At 62.6% G+C, this 18175-nt stretch carries 18 protein-coding genes and 2 pseudogenes; 8 read left to right on the top strand and 12 right to left on the bottom strand.

Annotated elements, in window-relative coordinates; translation table 11 throughout:
* Nucleotides 1-3: 3 nt before the first annotated feature.
* Nucleotides 4-795 (top strand): SDR family NAD(P)-dependent oxidoreductase, encoded by a 792-nt coding sequence (locus K663_RS18015; protein WP_062121445.1) that lies wholly within the window; start codon nucleotides 4-6, stop codon nucleotides 793-795.
* A gap of 303 nt (nucleotides 796-1098) precedes the next feature.
* On the opposite strand, the gene K663_RS18020 is transcribed toward K663_RS18015, so the two are convergent.
* The 7 genes and pseudogenes from K663_RS18020 to K663_RS24425 form a co-directional block, all read right to left on the bottom strand.
* Nucleotides 1099-1536: a cytochrome C oxidase subunit IV family protein gene (locus K663_RS18020; protein WP_062121446.1), complete on the bottom strand. Its 438-nt coding sequence runs from the start codon at nucleotides 1534-1536 to the stop codon at nucleotides 1099-1101.
* An 89-nt stretch (nucleotides 1537-1625) separates the two neighbouring features.
* On the bottom strand, nucleotides 1626-2897 hold the full coding sequence (locus K663_RS18025; protein ID WP_062121447.1) for a cytochrome P450: 1272 nt from the start codon (nucleotides 2895-2897) through the stop codon (nucleotides 1626-1628).
* Nucleotides 2898-3132: 235 nt separating this feature from the next.
* Nucleotides 3133-3483 (bottom strand): annotated as a pseudogene (locus K663_RS23450) (transposase); the annotation flags it as partial.
* 65 nt (nucleotides 3484-3548) lie between these two features.
* The gene (locus K663_RS18035) at nucleotides 3549-4046 is read right to left on the bottom strand and encodes a VOC family protein (protein ID WP_083536019.1); all 498 of its coding nucleotides are present in this window, start codon (nucleotides 4044-4046) and stop codon (nucleotides 3549-3551) included.
* 6 nt (nucleotides 4047-4052) lie between these two features.
* Complete coding sequence (locus K663_RS18040) at nucleotides 4053-4868, bottom strand: SDR family NAD(P)-dependent oxidoreductase (RefSeq protein ID WP_063619110.1); 816 nt, start codon at nucleotides 4866-4868, stop codon at nucleotides 4053-4055.
* A gap of 14 nt (nucleotides 4869-4882) precedes the next feature.
* On the bottom strand, nucleotides 4883-5800 hold the full coding sequence (locus K663_RS18045; protein WP_063619088.1) for an SDR family NAD(P)-dependent oxidoreductase: 918 nt from the start codon (nucleotides 5798-5800) through the stop codon (nucleotides 4883-4885).
* A 61-nt stretch (nucleotides 5801-5861) separates the two neighbouring features.
* Nucleotides 5862-6029, bottom strand: coding sequence for a hypothetical protein (locus K663_RS24425; RefSeq protein ID WP_158511224.1), 168 nt, complete (start codon nucleotides 6027-6029; stop codon nucleotides 5862-5864).
* Nucleotides 6030-6259: 230 nt separating this feature from the next.
* Here K663_RS24425 and K663_RS18050 point away from each other — a divergent pair, with 230 nt between their 5' ends.
* The 6 genes from K663_RS18050 (at nucleotide 6260) to K663_RS18075 (ending at nucleotide 11173) form a co-directional block, all read left to right on the top strand.
* Entirely contained in the window at nucleotides 6260-6796 is a 537-nt protein-coding gene (locus tag K663_RS18050) for a cupin domain-containing protein (protein WP_062121452.1), read from the top strand.
* Between the two features lie 26 nt (nucleotides 6797-6822).
* Nucleotides 6823-7560, top strand: coding sequence for an SDR family NAD(P)-dependent oxidoreductase (locus tag K663_RS18055; RefSeq protein WP_062121453.1), 738 nt, complete (start codon nucleotides 6823-6825; stop codon nucleotides 7558-7560).
* Nucleotides 7561-7609: 49 nt separating this feature from the next.
* On the top strand, nucleotides 7610-8602 hold the full coding sequence (locus K663_RS18060; RefSeq protein WP_062121454.1) for a thiamine pyrophosphate-dependent dehydrogenase E1 component subunit alpha: 993 nt from the start codon (nucleotides 7610-7612) through the stop codon (nucleotides 8600-8602).
* A gap of 7 nt (nucleotides 8603-8609) precedes the next feature.
* Nucleotides 8610-9602: an alpha-ketoacid dehydrogenase subunit beta gene (locus K663_RS18065; RefSeq protein ID WP_062121455.1), complete on the top strand. Its 993-nt coding sequence runs from the start codon at nucleotides 8610-8612 to the stop codon at nucleotides 9600-9602.
* Nucleotides 9599-9838, top strand: coding sequence for a biotin/lipoyl-containing protein (locus K663_RS18070; protein WP_062121456.1), 240 nt, complete (start codon nucleotides 9599-9601; stop codon nucleotides 9836-9838). Before K663_RS18065 ends, K663_RS18070 begins: the two co-directional genes overlap by 4 nt.
* A gap of 180 nt (nucleotides 9839-10018) precedes the next feature.
* Nucleotides 10019-11173, top strand: coding sequence for an AraC family transcriptional regulator (locus K663_RS18075; RefSeq protein WP_062121457.1), 1155 nt, complete (start codon nucleotides 10019-10021; stop codon nucleotides 11171-11173).
* A gap of 58 nt (nucleotides 11174-11231) precedes the next feature.
* Here the strand turns inward: K663_RS18075 and K663_RS24955 are convergent.
* Both K663_RS24955 and K663_RS18085 read right to left on the bottom strand, forming a co-directional pair.
* A pseudogene (locus K663_RS24955) lies at nucleotides 11232-12098 on the bottom strand (SDR family oxidoreductase).
* Entirely contained in the window at nucleotides 12070-12615 is a 546-nt protein-coding gene (locus tag K663_RS18085) for a nuclear transport factor 2 family protein (protein ID WP_062121459.1), read from the bottom strand. Before K663_RS18085 ends, K663_RS24955 begins: the two are co-directional and overlap by 29 nt.
* 62 nt (nucleotides 12616-12677) lie before the next feature.
* Here K663_RS18085 and K663_RS18090 point away from each other — a divergent pair, with 62 nt between their 5' ends.
* On the top strand, nucleotides 12678-13454 hold the full coding sequence (locus K663_RS18090; protein WP_062121460.1) for an SDR family oxidoreductase: 777 nt from the start codon (nucleotides 12678-12680) through the stop codon (nucleotides 13452-13454).
* A 25-nt stretch (nucleotides 13455-13479) separates the two neighbouring features.
* On the opposite strand, the gene K663_RS18095 is transcribed toward K663_RS18090, so the two are convergent.
* From K663_RS18095 to K663_RS18105, 3 genes are all read right to left on the bottom strand, one after another.
* Nucleotides 13480-14649, bottom strand: a complete 1170-nt coding sequence (locus K663_RS18095; RefSeq protein ID WP_062121461.1) for a phosphotransferase — start codon at nucleotides 14647-14649, stop codon at nucleotides 13480-13482.
* Nucleotides 14650-14734: 85 nt separating this feature from the next.
* Entirely contained in the window at nucleotides 14735-15613 is an 879-nt protein-coding gene (locus K663_RS18100) for an alpha/beta hydrolase fold domain-containing protein (protein WP_158511225.1), read from the bottom strand.
* On the bottom strand, nucleotides 15594-17507 hold the full coding sequence (locus K663_RS18105) for a flavin-containing monooxygenase (RefSeq protein ID WP_158511226.1): 1914 nt from the start codon (nucleotides 17505-17507) through the stop codon (nucleotides 15594-15596). Before K663_RS18105 ends, K663_RS18100 begins: the two co-directional genes overlap by 20 nt.
* Nucleotides 17508-18175: the final 668 nt, after the last annotated feature.

Genomic DNA, 18175 nt, shown 5'->3' on the forward strand with positions numbered 1-18175 from the left:
GTGATGCGATTGAAGGACAAGGTGGCAGTGGTTCTGGGCGCATCGGCGGAGGGTGGCACCGGGTGGGCCATCGCAGAAGCGCTGGCCGAAGAAGGCGCGAGAGTCGTCGTCGCGGCGCGTAGCAGGGAAGGTCTGGATCGGCTGGCGGCTAAGATTGGCGGAACCGCGATCATTTGCGATGCGGGTCGGCGCGAGGATATCGAGGCGCTCGCCCTCGTCACGCACGAGCAGTTCGGCCCTATCGACATCGCGGTCAACTCGGCAGCGCTGCCGGTCATCAGCATGATCGCGGACGTCACGCCTGAACAGCTTCAGGCCGGTGTCGACGTCAATTATTTCGCCCATGTCTGGTTCGTGCGATACATGACCGAACGGATGCGCGACGGCGGTTCGATCACGCTGATATCGTCCAACAGCACGACCCAGCCACAGCCGCCGCATTTCGCCTATGCCTGCGCCAAGTCCGCGATGGACTGCCTGGTCCGCTATGCCGCGCTCGAATATGGGCCGCGCGGCATCCGCGTGAACTCGTTGCTGCCCGGCCCGATCAAGTCGGCTCTTGCCGCCGGGCTCTACGCCATTCCAGGGGTCGAGGAGATTTATGCGAGCCATGTCCCGCTGGGCCGCGTGGGGCTCCCGCGCGACTATGCCGATGCGGTGGTCTTTCTGTCGGGGCCGACCTACATCACCGGCGTCAACCTGCCGCTGAGCGGCGGCAATCACCTGACCGGCATGCCGAAGCTTGAGGATATCCCGACCGGGCAGGATGCCTATAAATCCGACAAGACCGCCTGAGCGGACACGGGTTATGGCGGGGGAACGACCCAACAGACATGATGCCTTGTCGGGCGAGAGCGACAGACGAGCGCCGCAGGGCACCTGCCCCTGCTGCGGGACGCACATCGACCGTTCGCCAGACAGCGATGCACCCTGCCCGGTGTGCCGCTATCCCGACAATTCAGCCGCATGGGTCGACTATGAGGGGTGCTGCTAAGCCTGATCCATGGCTTTGTGCCAGCCGCACAGCGGCAACGCGCGCGGTGAGCGGCGGGCTGCCGATCACCGCGATCCGCACAACCCGCTCCCGATTGATCGGGCCTAAGCCATCCAGAGCAGCACGCCAAGCCTGATACCGACCACTAAGACCCACACCCCGTAGACGAAACGGAGCGGGAGCACGGCGTGATCGAGCTCCATATATCGCATGCCGATCAGCCATGCCTTGAAGAAGGCGACGACGAGGATGGCCGTCCCCACCAGCCTCGCATGACCGCGGGCGGCGTCGAGCTGGAACAGATAGGCCGTGCGGCGCGCCGACCGTCGAAGCGGATGCGGTTCGGTATGAGCGTTGGTGACGATGGTCAGGGGCCGTGCTCTGCCGCCGTCGGTGCGTGATGTTGGAGCAGTCATAGCCGAGACACTTTCCTGATCCTCGCGCTTCAAGTCTTCATAATGGCGGGGAAGGCCCATTTGCATCCCCGCCTCGCGCAGGAGGATGCGATGTGCGGGATCTTCCGACAGACGGTTGGCCAGCACGCGCCCTGCCGAGCCGGCGGTCCACGATGATGTCGTAGCTGCCTGCTATGCGACGCCTCTCCTGCCGTGCTGGCCTTGCCGGCCCTTCGTTATCCTGCGCGTTTTGTGAGCCGCGGCCCCGGATCGAAGCTGAGATTGAGGCTACCGATGGTGTGGAACAGCAGGCTGGGCTGGTAATCGGTGACGCTGCCCTCCGCGATGCGGATGTTTTTCATGCGCGCAAGCAAGCGCGGGAAAGCCATGGTGAGCTCCTTGCGCGCGAGCATCTGGCCGAGGCAACGATGCATGCTGGGCGCACCGAAGGCGATGTGCAGGCGGGCATTCTTGCGCCGGATGTCGAAGCTATCCGGCTCCTCGAAACGCTGGGGATCACGATTGCCCCCGTCATAACGCAGCAGCAAGGTCGCACCGGCGGGAATGGAAACGCCGGCCAGTTTGGTGTCGTGCCGCGCGATGCGCCACATCGAGGACGCCGGCGTTTCATAGCGCAGGATTTCCTCGACGGCATTGCCGACAAGCTTCGGGTCGTCGATCAGCGCCTGCATCTGGTCGGGACGGCGAAGCAGTTGGACCATGCCGCTCATCAGCGTGTTACGCGTCGTCTCGTTACCCGCAACGCCCGTCTCGAAGGCGAGCGCGGCCGCCTCGTCGTCGGTCAGCGGCGACACCCCGTCGACCCGCGCAGTGACAAGGTCGGAGATGAGGTCGTCGCGCGGTTCTTGCCGGCGTTCACGAACCGTCTGCTTCACATAACGCCGGAATTCGACCATCAGCCTCGCGGCGTCGATCTCCTGCTCTCGCGTCCCCATGCGCCCGACGACAGTGATGACGGCATCCGACCAGAGTTTGACCTTGTCATACTTGTCACGCGGCAGGCCGAGGATATCGGCGATGATGTAGGTCGGCAGCAGGACGGCGAACTGGTCGACGAAATCGACCCTTCCGTCCTCGATAAAATCGTCGATCAATTCGTCGATGAGTTCGCCGATCCGATCCTCCATATGGGAAACACGACCCGTGGCGAACGCAGCATTGACGAGTGCGCGATACCGCTGATGCTCGGGATCGTCGCTGGTTAGCAGCAGCGTGGCCTCGAGCGGCTCCGATGCGAGGATCGATGCAACTTCCTGGTCCGCACCGCCGCCGGCCATGAGAAGATGGCCGAAGCGATTGGAGAAGTCGCCAGTGCGCTTTGCAACTTCCTCGATCAGCCTGACGTCCGTTACCACGAAGATTTCACGCCCGGCGGGATCGATCGTGCGCTCGACCGGCGCCTCGGCGCGCATTTGCGCCATAAGCGGAAACGGATTGGCCAGGTTGTCGCGCTCGTAAAAAGCGTGTGGCACAGTGCCGTCCATCATCGTCCCCTTGCGTATTGGTTCGGCGCATCGGCCGACTATGCAAGGCATAGACCTGACAAAAATCTGCTGCAATACCATAGGCTGAAGTATCAAATTGCCGATAGCACCATCGCATGCGGCGGGAGCTGCCAAGCGGATGGGTGGTGCGGCACCATCCCGACGTTTGCCGTCAAGAGATGGACAGCTGCCGGTTCGTCCGCGGGTCGGTCGATTGCCCAACTAGGGCGTAGACTCATTACGCTCGGCACCAGATGCGCGTGCAGATGGATTTGACGGCGGCGAGGTAGTTGGCGGGGTCTTTGTCGTATCGTGTGGAGATGCCCGCGGAAGTACTTGATTCTGTTTAATAATCGTTCAACAAGATTGCGCGTCGATAGACCCAGCCCGAGAAGGCGAAGCGTTGTTTGCGGTTGGATCGGCCCGGGATGTTGGCCCAGACGTTTTTGGCGGCGGCGGCAGCACGGATGACGTTGCTGTCGTAGCCCTTGTCACCCAACAGGATCGCACCCTCCTGCACGTTCTCAAGCAGGGCCTCGCCCTCCTGGCTGTCGTGGACCTGACCGCCAGTCAGCCTCAGGGCAACGGGGACTCGATTGAGATGGACGGGGCCCTGACGATCGAGCGCTAGATATTCCCCCGTAGCCGTTCATTTCATCCGCCCTGCTCATCATTAGCGGAGCGTCCCCCAAGATACAGCGGGGCGGGAAAGGCATTGAGTTCGATCCTGACACCGTCGGGATCGGTAACGAAGACGACCTCGCCGGACATGTGCGGGAGTGCGAAGGTGGAACGACTGTCGTGCAGGACCGTGCCCCCGAACGCCGTCACCTTCGTCAATGTCGCATCGAGGTCATCCACTTCGAACGACAAATGCGTCAGCCCGACGCGATACAGGGGCAGCAGGCCGGCGGATTCCTCTCGCATGGCAGACCAGTCGAGCAGTTCGATCACCAGACCTCCCAGCCGCAGAAACTGGCTGCGCAGCGAAAAGGAACCGGTCACGCCGAGCAACGCATGATATTGATCGTCGATCGCCAGGGATTCGCCTTCCTCGAAGCCCAAGACCTCCCGATAGAAGGCGTGGGATCGCGCCATATTCGTTACACAGATCCCGGAGTGCGAATAGCGCGCGCGCGCAGGAGTACGCATGGTCGTTCAGTTCCGGGGGAGGTAGCGCGCCTGCTCCACCCCCTCGTCATCGGGAACATAACGTGTGCCGCTAAGGCCGCCGTCGACAGCCAGCACCTGCGCGGAGACGAATTTTGCGTCGTCCGAGGCCAGATAGGCGACCGCTGCGCCGATATCCTCCATGTCGCCATTGCCCGTGATCGGCTTGTTCAGCACCGCGATGCGTAGCAGCGGGTCGCGCGGGTGAAGCGATGCCAATATGTCGCGGTTGAGCGGTGTGGTGATCGAGCCGGGGGCGACCGCATTGCAGGTGACGCCGAAGCGGCCATAGTCTGCCGCGACGGAGCGGGTGAGAGCCTCCAGACCGGCCTTGGTGACGGCATAGGCGGTGTCCGCCCGGGCACCGATCGATCCGTTCATCGACGAGATGTTGATGATCCGGCCATGCCCGCGCTCCGCCATTCCCGGCACCAGCGCCCGCGTCAGGCGGAACGGCGCGGTGAGGTTGATCGCGATCGTCCTGCTCCACTGGGCATCGTCGAACTGCTCGATCGTTCCGGAGATGCCGATCCCGGCATTATTGACGAGGATGTCGGCCTGGCCCAGCTTCTCCGCGACCGCGGCCAGCAGCGTATCTGGCGCGTCCGGCGCGGTGAGATCAATGACGAGCGGGATTGCCAGATCGCCACCGCCAAGCGCTTCGCAGGTCTGCGCAAGCTCGTCCGCCAATATGTCCAACAGCAGCAGCCGCGCGCCCTCGGCGCGCAGCCGCTGCGCTATGCCAAGCCCCAGGCCGCGTGCGGCACCGGTAACGATGGCGCAACGTCCTTCCAGTCGGTTCATGCTCTTCTCTCCCGTCATCGCGCAAACTCGGTCGCCATCCAATGGCTGACTTCTTCCAGGGCATTATGCGGAGCGTGGAAGTTATCCATCACCGCTACCTGCGAATAATTTTCAAGGATCTTTTCGGCGGTAAGGTCGCGATCGAAATAGCCTTCGGCGGTGCCGATATGGACGCGCGCCACCCGGCCCGACCAGACAGAGAACATCTCTCCGTTGACGGTACAGGCCTCGCTCGCCAGCCACAGGGCGGCGGGGGCGACCAGTTCCGGCGGCATCATCTTCCTGCCCCACTGGAGCGTCGCTTCGTTGAGTTCGGACGCCATGTGCATCCGGCTGAAGCCGCCCGGCGCGATGGCGTTGACCAAGATGCCATGGTCCGCCCCTTCATGGGCCAGCGCGCGCGTGAACCCCTGGATGGCGCCCTTCGCCGCCGCATAGGGGGTTTGGTCCTTCAAGCCGTAAAGACCGGACGCCGATGTCGTCATCACCACGCGCCCATATCCCTGACGCACGAAATGCGGCCAGGCGGCGCGCGTCACGGCATAGTGGCCGACAAAATGGATGCGCCAATAATGTTCAAAATCCGCGATGCTCGTTTCGGCGAAGCCCTTGACGCCGACGATGCCGGCATTGTTGACCACCGCATCGATGCGGCCGAAGGCAGAGAGCGCTGCATCGACCATCGCCTGCCCCCCGGCTTCGGATGCGACGTCGTCCGTGTTGGCGACCGCGCGGCCGCCAAGGGCGACTATCGCATCGGCGGTTTCCTGCGCCGGGCCGGAGTCAGCGCCCAGACCGTTCGCATCGGTGCCAAGATCGTTGACCAGCACGGCTGCTCCCCGTTCGGCAAGCAGCATGGCGTGCGCGCGGCCGATGCCGCGTCCCGCCCCGGTGACGATGACCACCCGGCCATCCATCGTACAGTCCGGCATCACTGCTGCCTTCCCTCTTCGGATCCGCGCACGCCCGAGCCTTGAGTCAATCCCCGCCCCCTCAGCCGCGTAGAGTGCTGCCCGACAAGCCGTAGCCCGCGAAGAACCCTTCCAGCGTCAGCCTCTTGCCCAGATGGTCGTTGGCGATGCGCTGCGATTCGGCGACCAGCATTTCGGGCTGATAGCGCAGGACCAGCATGGGGACGGCAGACAGGGGCGAAGCTTTCACAATGATCGTCAAACACCATGGGCATTGCGCTCTCCCGCTTACCGCCCCTTGCTAGCCAAGGCGATGCCGGAATGTAACGATGCCTACGATGGCAAAAGACGCCATCATCGTTTTTTGGCGTCTTTTGCCACTGAAGCGACGGTTTCGCCGGCCCAAAATCAAGCTAGGTTCAGTATATCGTCGGCCCGCGGCAGGAAACTTGGTCAGCGGGCATGAAAACAGGAGAGGCTATGGAAGCTGGCAAAGTCTATCGCGTCGTCACCGCACAGGCCAATGATCGCACATCAAGCGTCGCCAACCGTGGCGAATGCCCTGCGGTCCATGCATTTCCGAATGGCCTCCATCTCGTCGAGATATGGAAAAGCGGGCAGGCGCCTGAGCAAATGGGCTGCGGAAACGAGGAGCCGGCGGCGGGTCCTATGGCGCTTCAGCCGCCCCCCGGTGGCAGCGTGTTCAGGATCGCGGACATTCCGCCAGACCCTGAAACGACGAGCAAGGACGAGGCGGCCAAGATGTTCGAGGCGATGGGCGACGCCCATGCATCCACACATTCCGATGACCATGGCGGCGCGTTGATGCATCGCACGCCCTCCCTGGATTACGGCATCGTGCTGGAGGGGGAGATCATCCTCGTGCTCGACGACGAGGAGGTTCCTCTGAAAGCGGGCGACGTGGTGATCCAACGCGGTTCCAACCATGCCTGGTCCAATCGATCCGGCGCCATGTGCCGGATGGCGTTCGTCATGCTCGACGCCCAATACGCCTGACGAACCACGAGGAGAGATAGACGAGGATGACCGGATTAAATACCAAGCGCCTGCTGATCGTGGGTGCTGCGTCGGGTATCGGGCGCGCGACCGCCGCTCTTGCGGCGCAAGCAGGAGCACGGCTTGCCTTGCTCGACAGGAATGGCGGCGAATTGCAGGATGTGGTCGCGGAAGGTGCATCTCCGCCTTTCACCTGCGAAGTCGACCTGCTCGACCGCGACGGCATCATACGTTCCATCGATGCTGCCGCCGATGCGATGAATGGCATCGACGCGCTGATCGTGACGGCGGGCGTCGGTTCGGTCACGCCGTTCGAACAGCAGGAGGAAGACGACTGGAACCGGACGCTTGAGATCAACCTGACTGGTTGCTTTCGCGCCTGCAAGGCAGCGCTCGGGCATCTTCGCAAGTCCCCTGCCGGTTCCATCGTCCTGGTTGCGTCGGCGACAGGACTTCTCCCGGCGACCCGTGGGCAAACGGCTTATGCAGCATCCAAGGCGGGGCTGATCGGCTTTGCGCGGGCGCTGTCGCAGGAACTGGCTCCGCAGATTCGGGTGAATACGGTGTGTCCCGGCCCGGTCGATACGCCGCTACTCCCCGAAATGTTCCGCGAACGGCTGAAACAGCCCGGATCAGGCTATCCGATGCAGCGGGCAGCGGAGGCGGAGGAAATCGCCCGGCTGATCCTGTTCCTTGCCGGAGACGAGTCCTCCTACATCAACGGATCGTCCATCGCGATCGACGGCGGGCGCTCGCTTCACTGAACAAGGCCAGACGCCAAAGCGCCGTTCGGGCGCAGCACAGGAGAGGGACATGCAAGCACGGGCGAATAATGAAGTAGGGACAGAGGAACTGGTGGAAATGTTCGCGCGGATGACGCTGATCCGCGCGTGCGAGGAGAAGCTCGGCGAGGATTCCCGTCAGGGAAGGCTGCCTGGCAACGTCCATCTCTATGCGGGGCAGGAAGCAATCGCGGTCGGGGTTTGCCGCCATTTGTCAGATGAAGACTTCATCACCAGCACGCATCGCGGCCACGGACATTTCATTGCCAAGGGCGGATCACCGCGTTCGCTGTTCGCCGAAGTCCATGGCAAGGCGACGGGGGCCTGCCAGGGTCTGGGCGGGTCGATGCATGTCGCCGACTTCTCGCGCGGGATGTTGGGCGCCAACGCGATCGTAGGCGGGGGCATCGGCCTGTCCGCTGGCGCGGCGCTCGCGGCCCAGAATGCCGGCAAGGGCCAGGTCGCCGTCGGCTTTTTTGGGGACGGAGCGACGAGCGAGGGGATATTGAGCGAGGTACTCAATGTCGCGGTCCTATGGAAGCTGCCGCTCATCCTCGTATGCGAACATAACGAATATTCGGGCATCAGCGCGACGCGGTATGTCGTCGCCGGCGACATTGCGGCACGCGCGGCCGCCTATGGCATGCCCGCCGCGGTGGTCGATGGCAATGACGTCGTCGCGGTCTGGCAGGAGATGGCGGTCGCCGCCGCCCGGGCGCGCGAGGGCCAGGGTCCTACCTTCATCGAGGCCAAATCCTATCGGTTGAAAGGCCATATCGAGACCGAGATGTCCTTTCTCGTCAAGAAATACAGGACGGACGAGGAAGTTGCCGAACGAGCCAAGGGTGACCCGCTGATCGTCGCGTCGCGCCTATTGACCGGGGAACGCGGGGTTCCGCAGGAACGGATCGACCAGATCCGGCAGGACGCCGAGGACAAGGCGGAAGATGCGCGGGCGTTCGCGATCAGTAGTCCGCCACCGGTAATGGACGCCGTAATCAGTCTTGCACTGCGGAAGGGGTGATCAAGCAATGACCAAGAGACGCTACACCCAGGCGATAAACGACGCGCTGTTTGAGGAAATGGAGCGCGACCCGAAGCTGTTTATCTTCGGCGAGGACATAGTCGCGAGCTATTACGGCGATACGCGGGGGCTGCTCGATCGCTTCGGCCCGGAACGCGTGCGCGACACGCCGATATCGGAAGCCGCGCTGACCAGCATGGCGGCGGGCGCGGCCATGGCGGGCGGGCGGGTCGTCTGTCACCTCATGTTCTCCAATTTCGCCTATCTCGGCATGGACGGTATCGCGAACCAGATCGCAAAGATGCGGGTCATGAGCGGTGGGCAGGCGCGACTGCCGATCACTTTCCTTGCGGCCGAAGGCGGCGGAACGTCGACCGGCGCTCAACATAGCGACACGGCCTATCCCATGTTCATGAATGTCGGCGGTATTGAGGTGGTCGTTCCCTGCACTCCCGCCGACGCCAAGGGCATGCTGAAGACCGCGCTGCGCAACGATAATCCGACCATGTACATGATGCCGCGGGTGCGGTGTGGATCGAACGGCGAGGTGCCCGACGGGGACGTCCTCATCCCGTTTGGCGAGGCGCGCATCCATCGCGAAGGCCGGGACGTTACGATCGTGGCGATCGGGTCGTGCGTTGCCCCGGCGCTCGCAGCGGCCGAGACCCTGATGGCTGAGGGGATCGATGCAGAAGTGCTCGATCCGCGTTCGCTCGTTCCACTGGATGAGGCCGCGATCCTGCGATCGGTCGAAAAGACGGGTCGCCTTGTGATTGTCGACGAAGCGCGCGACTGTTGCAGCGCCGCCAGCCACATCGCGGCGGTTGTGGCGGACAAGGGCTTCGGCCTGCTCCGCGCGCCGGTGCGACGCGTCACGACTCCCGACATTGCCCTGCCCTACGCACCTGGGCTGGAAAAGGCGCTCATCCCCGATGTTACGCGGATCGCCGTGACGATCCGGTCGCTGGCCGGCGAGCCGGCCACTGGAGGCGCGCGATGACCGAAGACATCTTGCTGCCCCGATTCGGCATGAACATGACCGAAGCGACCATCGTGCGATGGCTCAAGCGGCCTGGCGAAACCTTTGCTTGCGGCGAGCCGCTGTATGAGATCGAAACCGACAAGGTAACGTCGGTGGTGGAAGCCACGTTTGACGGAACCTTGCTTTCGATAGAGGTCGAGGAGGGCGATGACGCCGAGGTGGCGCAATGCATCGCAAGGGCATCGCACCGTTAGATCGCTGATCGCGAATCGGGCTTGCCCCGCTTCGCGCTTCAGCGCGACCGGCCCTACTCACGATAGGAAAGCACATGCGGTGACAGCGCGTGGCGCAATGTGCGGCTTTAACCTGGACGGATAATATGCTAACGGATGGTGCACATCCGTATTAAAACGAGAACGTTCGGGACGAGGTTCATGATCAGCTACCAAGCGGCCAATGTCGTCGCTTCGTCATATCCCGCGCCATTCGCCAAGGACCCGTCGCCCCGGCTGCAGTCGTCCGAGCCCTTTCCCGCGCCCTGTCTTGTCACACGCTCGGCCATCCAGGGTCCGAATGCCGATCCGTTCATTCCGACATGGAAATTCCGGCAATTCCTGGAAGAGGCACGGGCAGCCGGGCTTGACCCGCATGCGATCATGGCGCGCCACGGCCTGTCCGCAGCGCTGACGCAAGAGAACCAGCTTCCCCTATCGACGCTGGGGCTGGCGCTTTCGGCCTTGGCCGACGAAGGCGGGCTGAAACTCGGTGTCAGTCTGGGCCGGAAATGGCATCTGCGGAACTTTCGCATATTCGGCTATGCCTTGTTATCGAGCCGGACCTTTGGCGATTTCACCGATCACTGGTTGGGGCATTTCGATTACCTCGGCATCCCGCTGGATTTTGAATCGCGGGTCGACGAACGCGGCTGGGCACTCGAGATGACGCCGAGGGGCAACATTCCCCGATCGGCGATGCTCCTTTCGATATTGGAAGCCGCAACCAGCGTATTTCCAATCTACAACCAGCTGACCGGTCATGACCTGCAAGATAGCTATCTCGAAATCTGCGATGATGACGCTGCGCTTGCGCAGCAACTGGCGAAGGCGACAACGCTGCCGGTCATGATCGATGCCGGGCGCTACGCGCTCGTTTGCCCCTTTGCGAGTCGATCCCAGATCGTGCGACCGGATCGTTTGGTCCTGACCCAGCTCATCGATCAGCAATGCGCCGACATCGCGGTCGAGATGAAGGGCGATGCTCTGCTGTGCCGCCTCCGGCACGCGCTGTTGCTCTCATGCGGACGCCCGCCAAAGCTGGAACGAATGGCATGCGATCTAGACATGAGCAAACGCACGCTCAATCGCGCGCTGGCGCAGCGCGGCTGGACATACACCAAGGCTGTCCATGTCTATCGGCGCGATTACGCATTTGCGCTTTTGCGGAGTGGTGAAATGGTCGCCAAGCGGATTGCCTACACGCTGAATTTCGATGGGGTGGAGAGCTTTCGCCGGGCCTTTCGAATCTGGACTGGCGCGACCGTGAACGAATGGTGCTTCAGAAATTTAGGGCGCTCGGCCCCGCGCCGTTGACGGCATCAAGCATGCCATCAGCGGGGAAATGCCCAAATGCGCCCTCCCCGGCCGCCAATCACACGAGGGGATGCCGAGCGAGGCAACCGCCATCGGCCAAGTAGGCGGAAGCGGTCAAAAATTGCGCTTCATCAGAGGCCAAGAATGCCACCGACGAGGCGACTTCCTCCGCCGTGCCCACCGGGCCGAGCGGCGACATCCCGGCCAAGAAGCTGTCGGTCTGAGTGTCGCCGATCTCGGCGCGCAGGCCATCATGGATTGCGGAGGTAATCGCGCGCGGATGCAGCGAGTTGCAACGGATCGCATAGCCTGTGTGTGCGCAGTCGATCGCGATTGCCTTCTACAGCATGTGCACGGCAGCCTCGCTGGCGGTGTAAGCGACATCGCCGGCGATGGCCCCGAACGCCGCGGTTGACGAGGTGTTGATGATGACACCGCCGTACGGATCGTGGTTGCGCTTTATCAGCCCGATCGCGGCGCGGCAGCCCAGCATCACGCCATCGACGTTTACCGCGAATCTACGGTTCCAGGCGATAAGATCGAGATCCTCAATGCCCCCCTTCCTCAGGATGCCGGCGTTGTTAACCAAGATGTCGAGGCGTCCGCGCCGCTCCCCGACCTCGGCGATCAGAGCGTCCCATGCCGAGGCATCCGCGACGCCCAGGCTTCTGAAATCAGCACCACACGCCGATGCGACCGCCTCCCCCTTTTCGGTCTGCACGTCGGTCGCAAAGACGCTGGCCCCTTCGAATACGAAACGGTGGGCGATGGCGGCACCTATGCCGGACGCCGCGCCGGTCACGATGGCCACGCGGCCTTCGAAGCGCCGCGACGTCATGCCGCGACGCTCCGCGCCAAGTGCAACGCGTGATATAGATGTGTTTCCTATCTTTGTGTCAGAATCCGGACTTGAAGACGAGATCATAGCTACGGTCGTCAGGCGCGCGCGTGCCGGGCTTGATCTCCAGACCGATGGGTCGTGCGGCAAAATCCCCGGAGTCGGGATATTCCCTGAACCAGTCGATGATCACGGTGCGCGCGGCGATGCGCCACTGGTCATCGCGTTTTTCGAAACGATCGACATACCGCCCGCCGACCAGCAGGTCCCACACTGTGCCATCCTCCCGAGGAATAGCGTGGAACGCCTGGAAATACGTTTCGCTGTCGGCCGCTGCATCCGCCTCGTCCAGTTCGATTAGCATGTTGCCGAGCAGATGTTGCGTCTGGTGCATCGGCTGCAGTGCGACAAGCACGTGGTCGACGAATTCTTCGCCACTACCGACGAAGTTGATGTGGTCGTCGATCGCGCCCGGCCAATAGACGGTGTCGAGCAGGCTCCGGTCAAGGCGGTCGACGCCCCGGCAATAGCGCAGCAGGCAGTGGCGGATCGCCTCGCGGTCAGCGAGTTCCGTCTGGAATTTGGCAACGCTATAGTCTTTCATGACAATCTCCGAAAATCTGGTGCAGTTGACCGGTTTTCCAACACAATCTGACGGGAGAGTTTATGGACCTGAACATTCGCGACCGGGTCGCTCTGGTATCGGGCGGCAGCGCCGGAATGGGGCGCGCCATCGCGCAGGATCTGGCGGCCGAAGGCGTACATGTGATGATTGCGGCCCGGCGCGAAGAACCGCTTCGGGAAACCGCCGAGGCGATTGCGGCCTCCGGCGGCAGCATTGACTGGATCGCGGGCGACATGTCTCGCAGCGACGATGTCCGGCGCGTGGTCGCCGCAACACGCGCGCGCTTCGGCGATCCCGATATCGTCATCTGGAATGTCCGCTCGATCCTGCGCTACAGCTTCGATGAGGCATCCGCCGACGACTTCCGGCAAAGCTGCGAGCAGGTCGTGTTGCATATGGTCCATGTCACCAAGGAAACGGCACCGGCGATGAAGGCCAAGGGCTGGGGTCGCTTCATCAATATCGGTTCGGTCTGCATGAAGGAGCCCCACCGATTCTACGACATCGTCCTGTCGAACACGTTCCGCGTCGCCTCGCTCGGGCTCAGCCGCAGCCTGTCCAATGAGTTCGCGGAACATGGCATCACAGTAAATACGGTCTGCCCAGGCAGCATCGACACCGGCCTGCAGCAGGAGACGCAGAGCGGCGGAGGTAGCGACCTGGCCCGGCGTGAAGACCCGCCGCGCATCCAGATGGGACGCGACGGTTTGCCCGAGGAAGTCTCCGGGCTCGTCACCTTCCTCTGTTCCGACCGGGCACGCTATATCACCGGGCAGGCGATCGCCATCGACGGAGGCTGGACGCGGGGTCTGTTCTAACGTGCAAACCACTGTCGCCGGATCCTCACCCGTTCCGCTTCAGGCTGTCCAGCGCGTCGAGATCGTCGATCGCCACGACGATGCGCCGGATAAACTCCACGGTGATGTCCCGTGGCTGCATGTCCGGCACATCGCCGAGCGGTGTCAGGGTCATGGTCCACCAGGCGAGCGTGGTAAGGAGCTGCTGGCGGTAGTTGAGCATGGCATCGTCGAACGACATGGTCTCGCCGCCGGCGCGTGCGAGCGCGTCGAGGTAATGGCGGAGCAGATCCTGTTCCCATGCCCGCCGCTGCTCGACCGTCAACGCGGTCACGATGGTGTATGCAACGTCGCGTGACCAGTGCCCCTTGGACGTCACCTGCCAGTCGCCGAGGCCCATCCGCCCGGCGTCGGTGATGTACCAGTTCTTGAGGTGGACGTCGCCGTGTGTCACCGTCAGCGGCAGTTCGCCGTGCCGGGCGGAGGCCATCAGTGTCGCTGGCCACACTTCCGCCTCGCGCGCCATCAGGCGGGGCGGCACGACGTCCTCGGCTGCGCGCAGACCCGCCTCGCACATGCCTTTGAAATCATGGTCGCGGTCCAGCGCGGCGAATCGGTCGTCGTAACGGAAGAGATGTGCAAGCTGTCCCCTCTCCTCCAGTTGCGGCGACTGATAGAACTGGCCGTGCAGTGTCGCCAGCAGGTCCATCTGGTCGATGACCCGTTCGCGCGTCATCTGCGTATGATGGTTGCAGAAGGTTACGCTGTCGCCCAAGTCGCGCAGCATCACGATGGACGCATAGGATACCGGATCGTAGGCAGCGAGATAGGCCTGCGGCGCCTCGATGGCGAGCTGTGGCCGGATGACATTGTAGAAGGTCGTTTCGCTGAGTAATCCGGAGGTCGAAAGAAGCAGACGGTTGCGCAAATCGACCGTGGCCTTGCAGAAGACCGACGCAGGCAGGCCCAGCGCCTGTCCGGCGGCATTGTATTGCACGAAGATGCGGCGGCGATTGGACGTACCGGAATCGGGCAGGTCGAGCCGAATGGCGGTTACCTCCGCCTCCGGATGATCCTTGCACAAGATGTGCGTCATCCATTCGGGCGTGATCGCTTCATAGCGCCAGGGAATGTCGCCGGGCCGTCGTGCCGGGCGATCTTCGCGCATGTCCCTCTCATAGCATTGCCGGATCTGATCCGCCTTGCGCTCGTCCATATTCTCTCCTGTCGCGCACGCTCGGCGCTATCGTTATTGCCGAATTGGTGTGCTGGCAAACGATATGTGTTCGTTCTGTTCCAGGTCAGCCGATCGTATCGGCGAAGGCGGCGATCGACGCAAGTGTCCGGGCCGTTTCGCTGCTGTCTGGCTGGAAGATCGGCCAAACATGGGGAAGGTCGGGCGCGACCGTCAACTCCACGCGTCCCCCTGCCCTCGCCAGCAGTCCCGCGAACGCGACCGCATCGTCACGCAGCACCTCATGCGCACTGGCACACAGCCAAGCTGGCGGGAACAATCCGGCGTCCGCATCGAGCACTGACGGGATCGTGGCATCCGCTCGATAGCCTTCCGCAGCGTCGAGCGCCGCCTGTCTGGAGAACATCGTGTCGGTCGCGGCGGCCGACACGAAGCTCTCACCGCTTGCAGAGAGGTCGAGCCAGGGGGACAGCAGGATCAAGGCATCGGGGCGGCGTTTTCCCGATGTCGCGGCCGCGAGCGCCAACGCAGCGGCCAGCCCACCGCCGGCCGACTCGCCGGCGACGATGAGGCGCGGCTGGCCGAGCAAAGAATCATAGACTTCGGCCGCGCTCGCCAGCGCCGCCGGGTAGGGATGCTCCGGCGCAAGCGCATAGGCAGGCAGGACGACCTCCAGGCCGGTCCGGGCGGCGATCCGTGAAGCCCACCCCGCCGAAAGCTCCGGCCTGCCCACGCGGTAGCCGCCGCCATGGAAATAAATCATCGTGCCGCTGACGGCGGCAGGTGTCGCCACCAGGCACCGAATCGCTCCGATCTGCCGCTGAGAAAGGCTGACTGCGGGATCGCCGATCTGGATCGCCTCTAACCCGATCACCTGTTCGCGGGTCGCCAACAGTTCGGCGTCGGCTGGCTTACCAGGTTGCAGTGGCGGTAACCCCCAACGGGTCAGCACATCCATGGTATCTTCAATCGAACTGGAAATCATCAACATTCACCTTCGCAACCATCTGATGATAATCCTGCGTTTCCCAAGGCATGAAGATGCCGGAACGCCCATGCTCATTCACATAGTAGCTGGCACCGCCCATTTCCCAGATAAGATTCTTCATGGCTTCGTCCATGCCGGCATTATAGTCTTCGAAGACCTTCTGCTTGACCTCCATCACCTCATGTCCCTGCTCGATCATGTGGACGAGAGCCTGGCCAATATATCGCGCCCAGATTTCCGCCCATGAATAAAAGCCACCCGATCGCGGCGAACCATTGGGGCCGTAGAAGATGAAGAAGTTGGGGAAGTCGGGAACGGTGATGCCCAGATAGGAGCGGGCGCCATCCTTCAGCCACAGGTCGTCAAAAGTCGCGCCGTTGCGGCCGCGGTAACGCGTCGGCCAGAAATATTCCGGCGTCGCAAATCCCGTACCGAGCACGATGGCGTCGAACGGGCGTTCCACACCGTCCTCGCCACGGATTCCGGTCGGCGTGATGCGATCGATCCCGCCGGAATAGAGTTCGACGTTGTCGCGCAACAGCGCGTCGTAAAAACCATTGTCGACGACCAGCCGGCGCACCAGCGGTGCATGATCGGGCGTCAGCCGTTCGGCGAGGCCGGGTATCGAACCGACCTTGCCCCGGATGTAATCGCGCAACACGCCCCTGACCTTGTCGTTGCGCTCGCTGACGATGCCGCCTGTCGCCTGCCATTCGGGATCATGATATTGCAAGCCCTGCATCGACTGGCCGGTCAGATGGGCTGAGAAGCAGTACCAGTTCCAGTAATAAGGAATATTGTCGAACAGCCAGCGCAGTTCCGGCCCGATCGGCTGTTTGTAGTTCTCGAACGCCATCACCCATTCGGGAGTGCGCTGGTAGATGCCGAGAAACCCCGCCTGTTCGGCGACGATCGGCGCCAGCTGCGAGCCGGTTGACCCGGTGCCGATGAGGGCGATCCGCTTGCCGGAGACGTCGAGCGACCGGTCCCATTCGGTGGTGTGGAAGATCGGACCGTGGAACCCGTCTAGCCCCGATATGTCGGGACGCTTGGGCTTGTTGAAAAGCCCCGCTGCGCTGATGAGGATATGCGGCCTGTGCACCGTCTCCGCGCCGTCGCGCCCGCGCAGCACAACCTCCCAGCACCGCTCCGGCTCCAGCCACTCCGCCGACACCATTTCCATGCCGAGGGTAATGTCGTCGCGGACGCCATATTTGTCGATGACGTAATTGAGGTACTTCATCGACTCGTTGCGCGCCGCGAAGAACTCTGACCAAGGATAGTTTTTTTCGAACTTGAACTGATACAGGTAGCTCGACGTATCGACCCTCGCATCCGGATAGTCGTTCGTGCACCAGGTGCCGCCGATATCGGGGTTGCGGTCATAGACGTGAAAAGGAATGCCGAGCCGCTTGAGCTGGATGGCCGCAGCGATGCCGCTGATTCCCGCCCCGACGATCATGATGTCGAACTTGTCTGCGTTCGGCGGCACGGAGCCGCCGGACCACCGAACGTCGCGCGGATAGTCTTCGAAGGCGAGTTCCTCGTAACCGAAGCGCTCATCATTCTCCGACAGCGGCTTGCCTGCAAAGATTGCCATCAGCGTCGCTGCCTCGGCGCGTGAGGGCGGCGGGGGAAGGAGATCTCGTCTATGGTGATTTTCCACCCATTCGAGCGCCTTGTCCTTGATCAATTGCTGATATTCGGGCGGCGTCGCGTAGGCGACCAGCGCTCCGCCGCGGATCGGGGACTCGATCGTGGGAATCGCTGCGAGTTCCGGATCGCCGGTAAGCTGATGAATCGCCATCCGCAGGACGTTCATGGACGCCATGTCGAGCGCGCGGCGAACGAGCGCCGGATCGAACGCTGCTACGTCAATGGTACTGGGCATGCCCTTCCTCTCCTTGTGCGACCCTGTGGGGGCCTGCGTGATGCTGTGGTAACGATGCGAACGATATCGCCGCAGAGGTCGGCCTTCGTCCATCGCTCGTTGAGCCACAGCTTGATGCCTTTTTGTGCAAGTGGCAGAAGCGGACGCACCTTTTTCAGGGCCGACAATGCAAAGGACATCAGGGAGCAGGGAACCGTCGCCTTTCCAAAAGCATGAGTTGCGGCCATGGAGCAGCGACGTCTGTCAATGACATCAAGAAAGACAACAAGCAGTTGCCCAGAGTGCATTTGACCGACACACCATCGCACCATATGGTGCGCATAGTTACAATCTATATACTAACATGTCTTCGCCCCTGAGCTTCGGCACTGGCAAAAAATCTGCCTGATGCCGGCAGTGCGGCGAAGAGAGGGGGAGTTGTGCCGAATCTATATGGGGTCGCACGCTTGCGACTGGCGCCGCATCGGGCATTATCGCCAAATCGCGCCAGCATTTGCAGTATCCAGTGCCTTCGCGCGCTATGGGTATGAATGCCAAGGCCAAACCGAAGCTAGCGGCAGAGCCGATTTCGGCTGCGCCTTCGCGATTCTTCATTCCGTCGAAGAGCAGGGCCTCGGCCCCCGCCTGCCCAGATCAGGAGCGCAAGCACCGCGAGGTAAATCCTGGTC

Source organism: Sphingobium sp. MI1205 (assembly GCF_001563285.1).
In the GTDB taxonomy this organism is placed as follows: Bacteria; Pseudomonadota; Alphaproteobacteria; order Sphingomonadales; family Sphingomonadaceae; genus Sphingobium.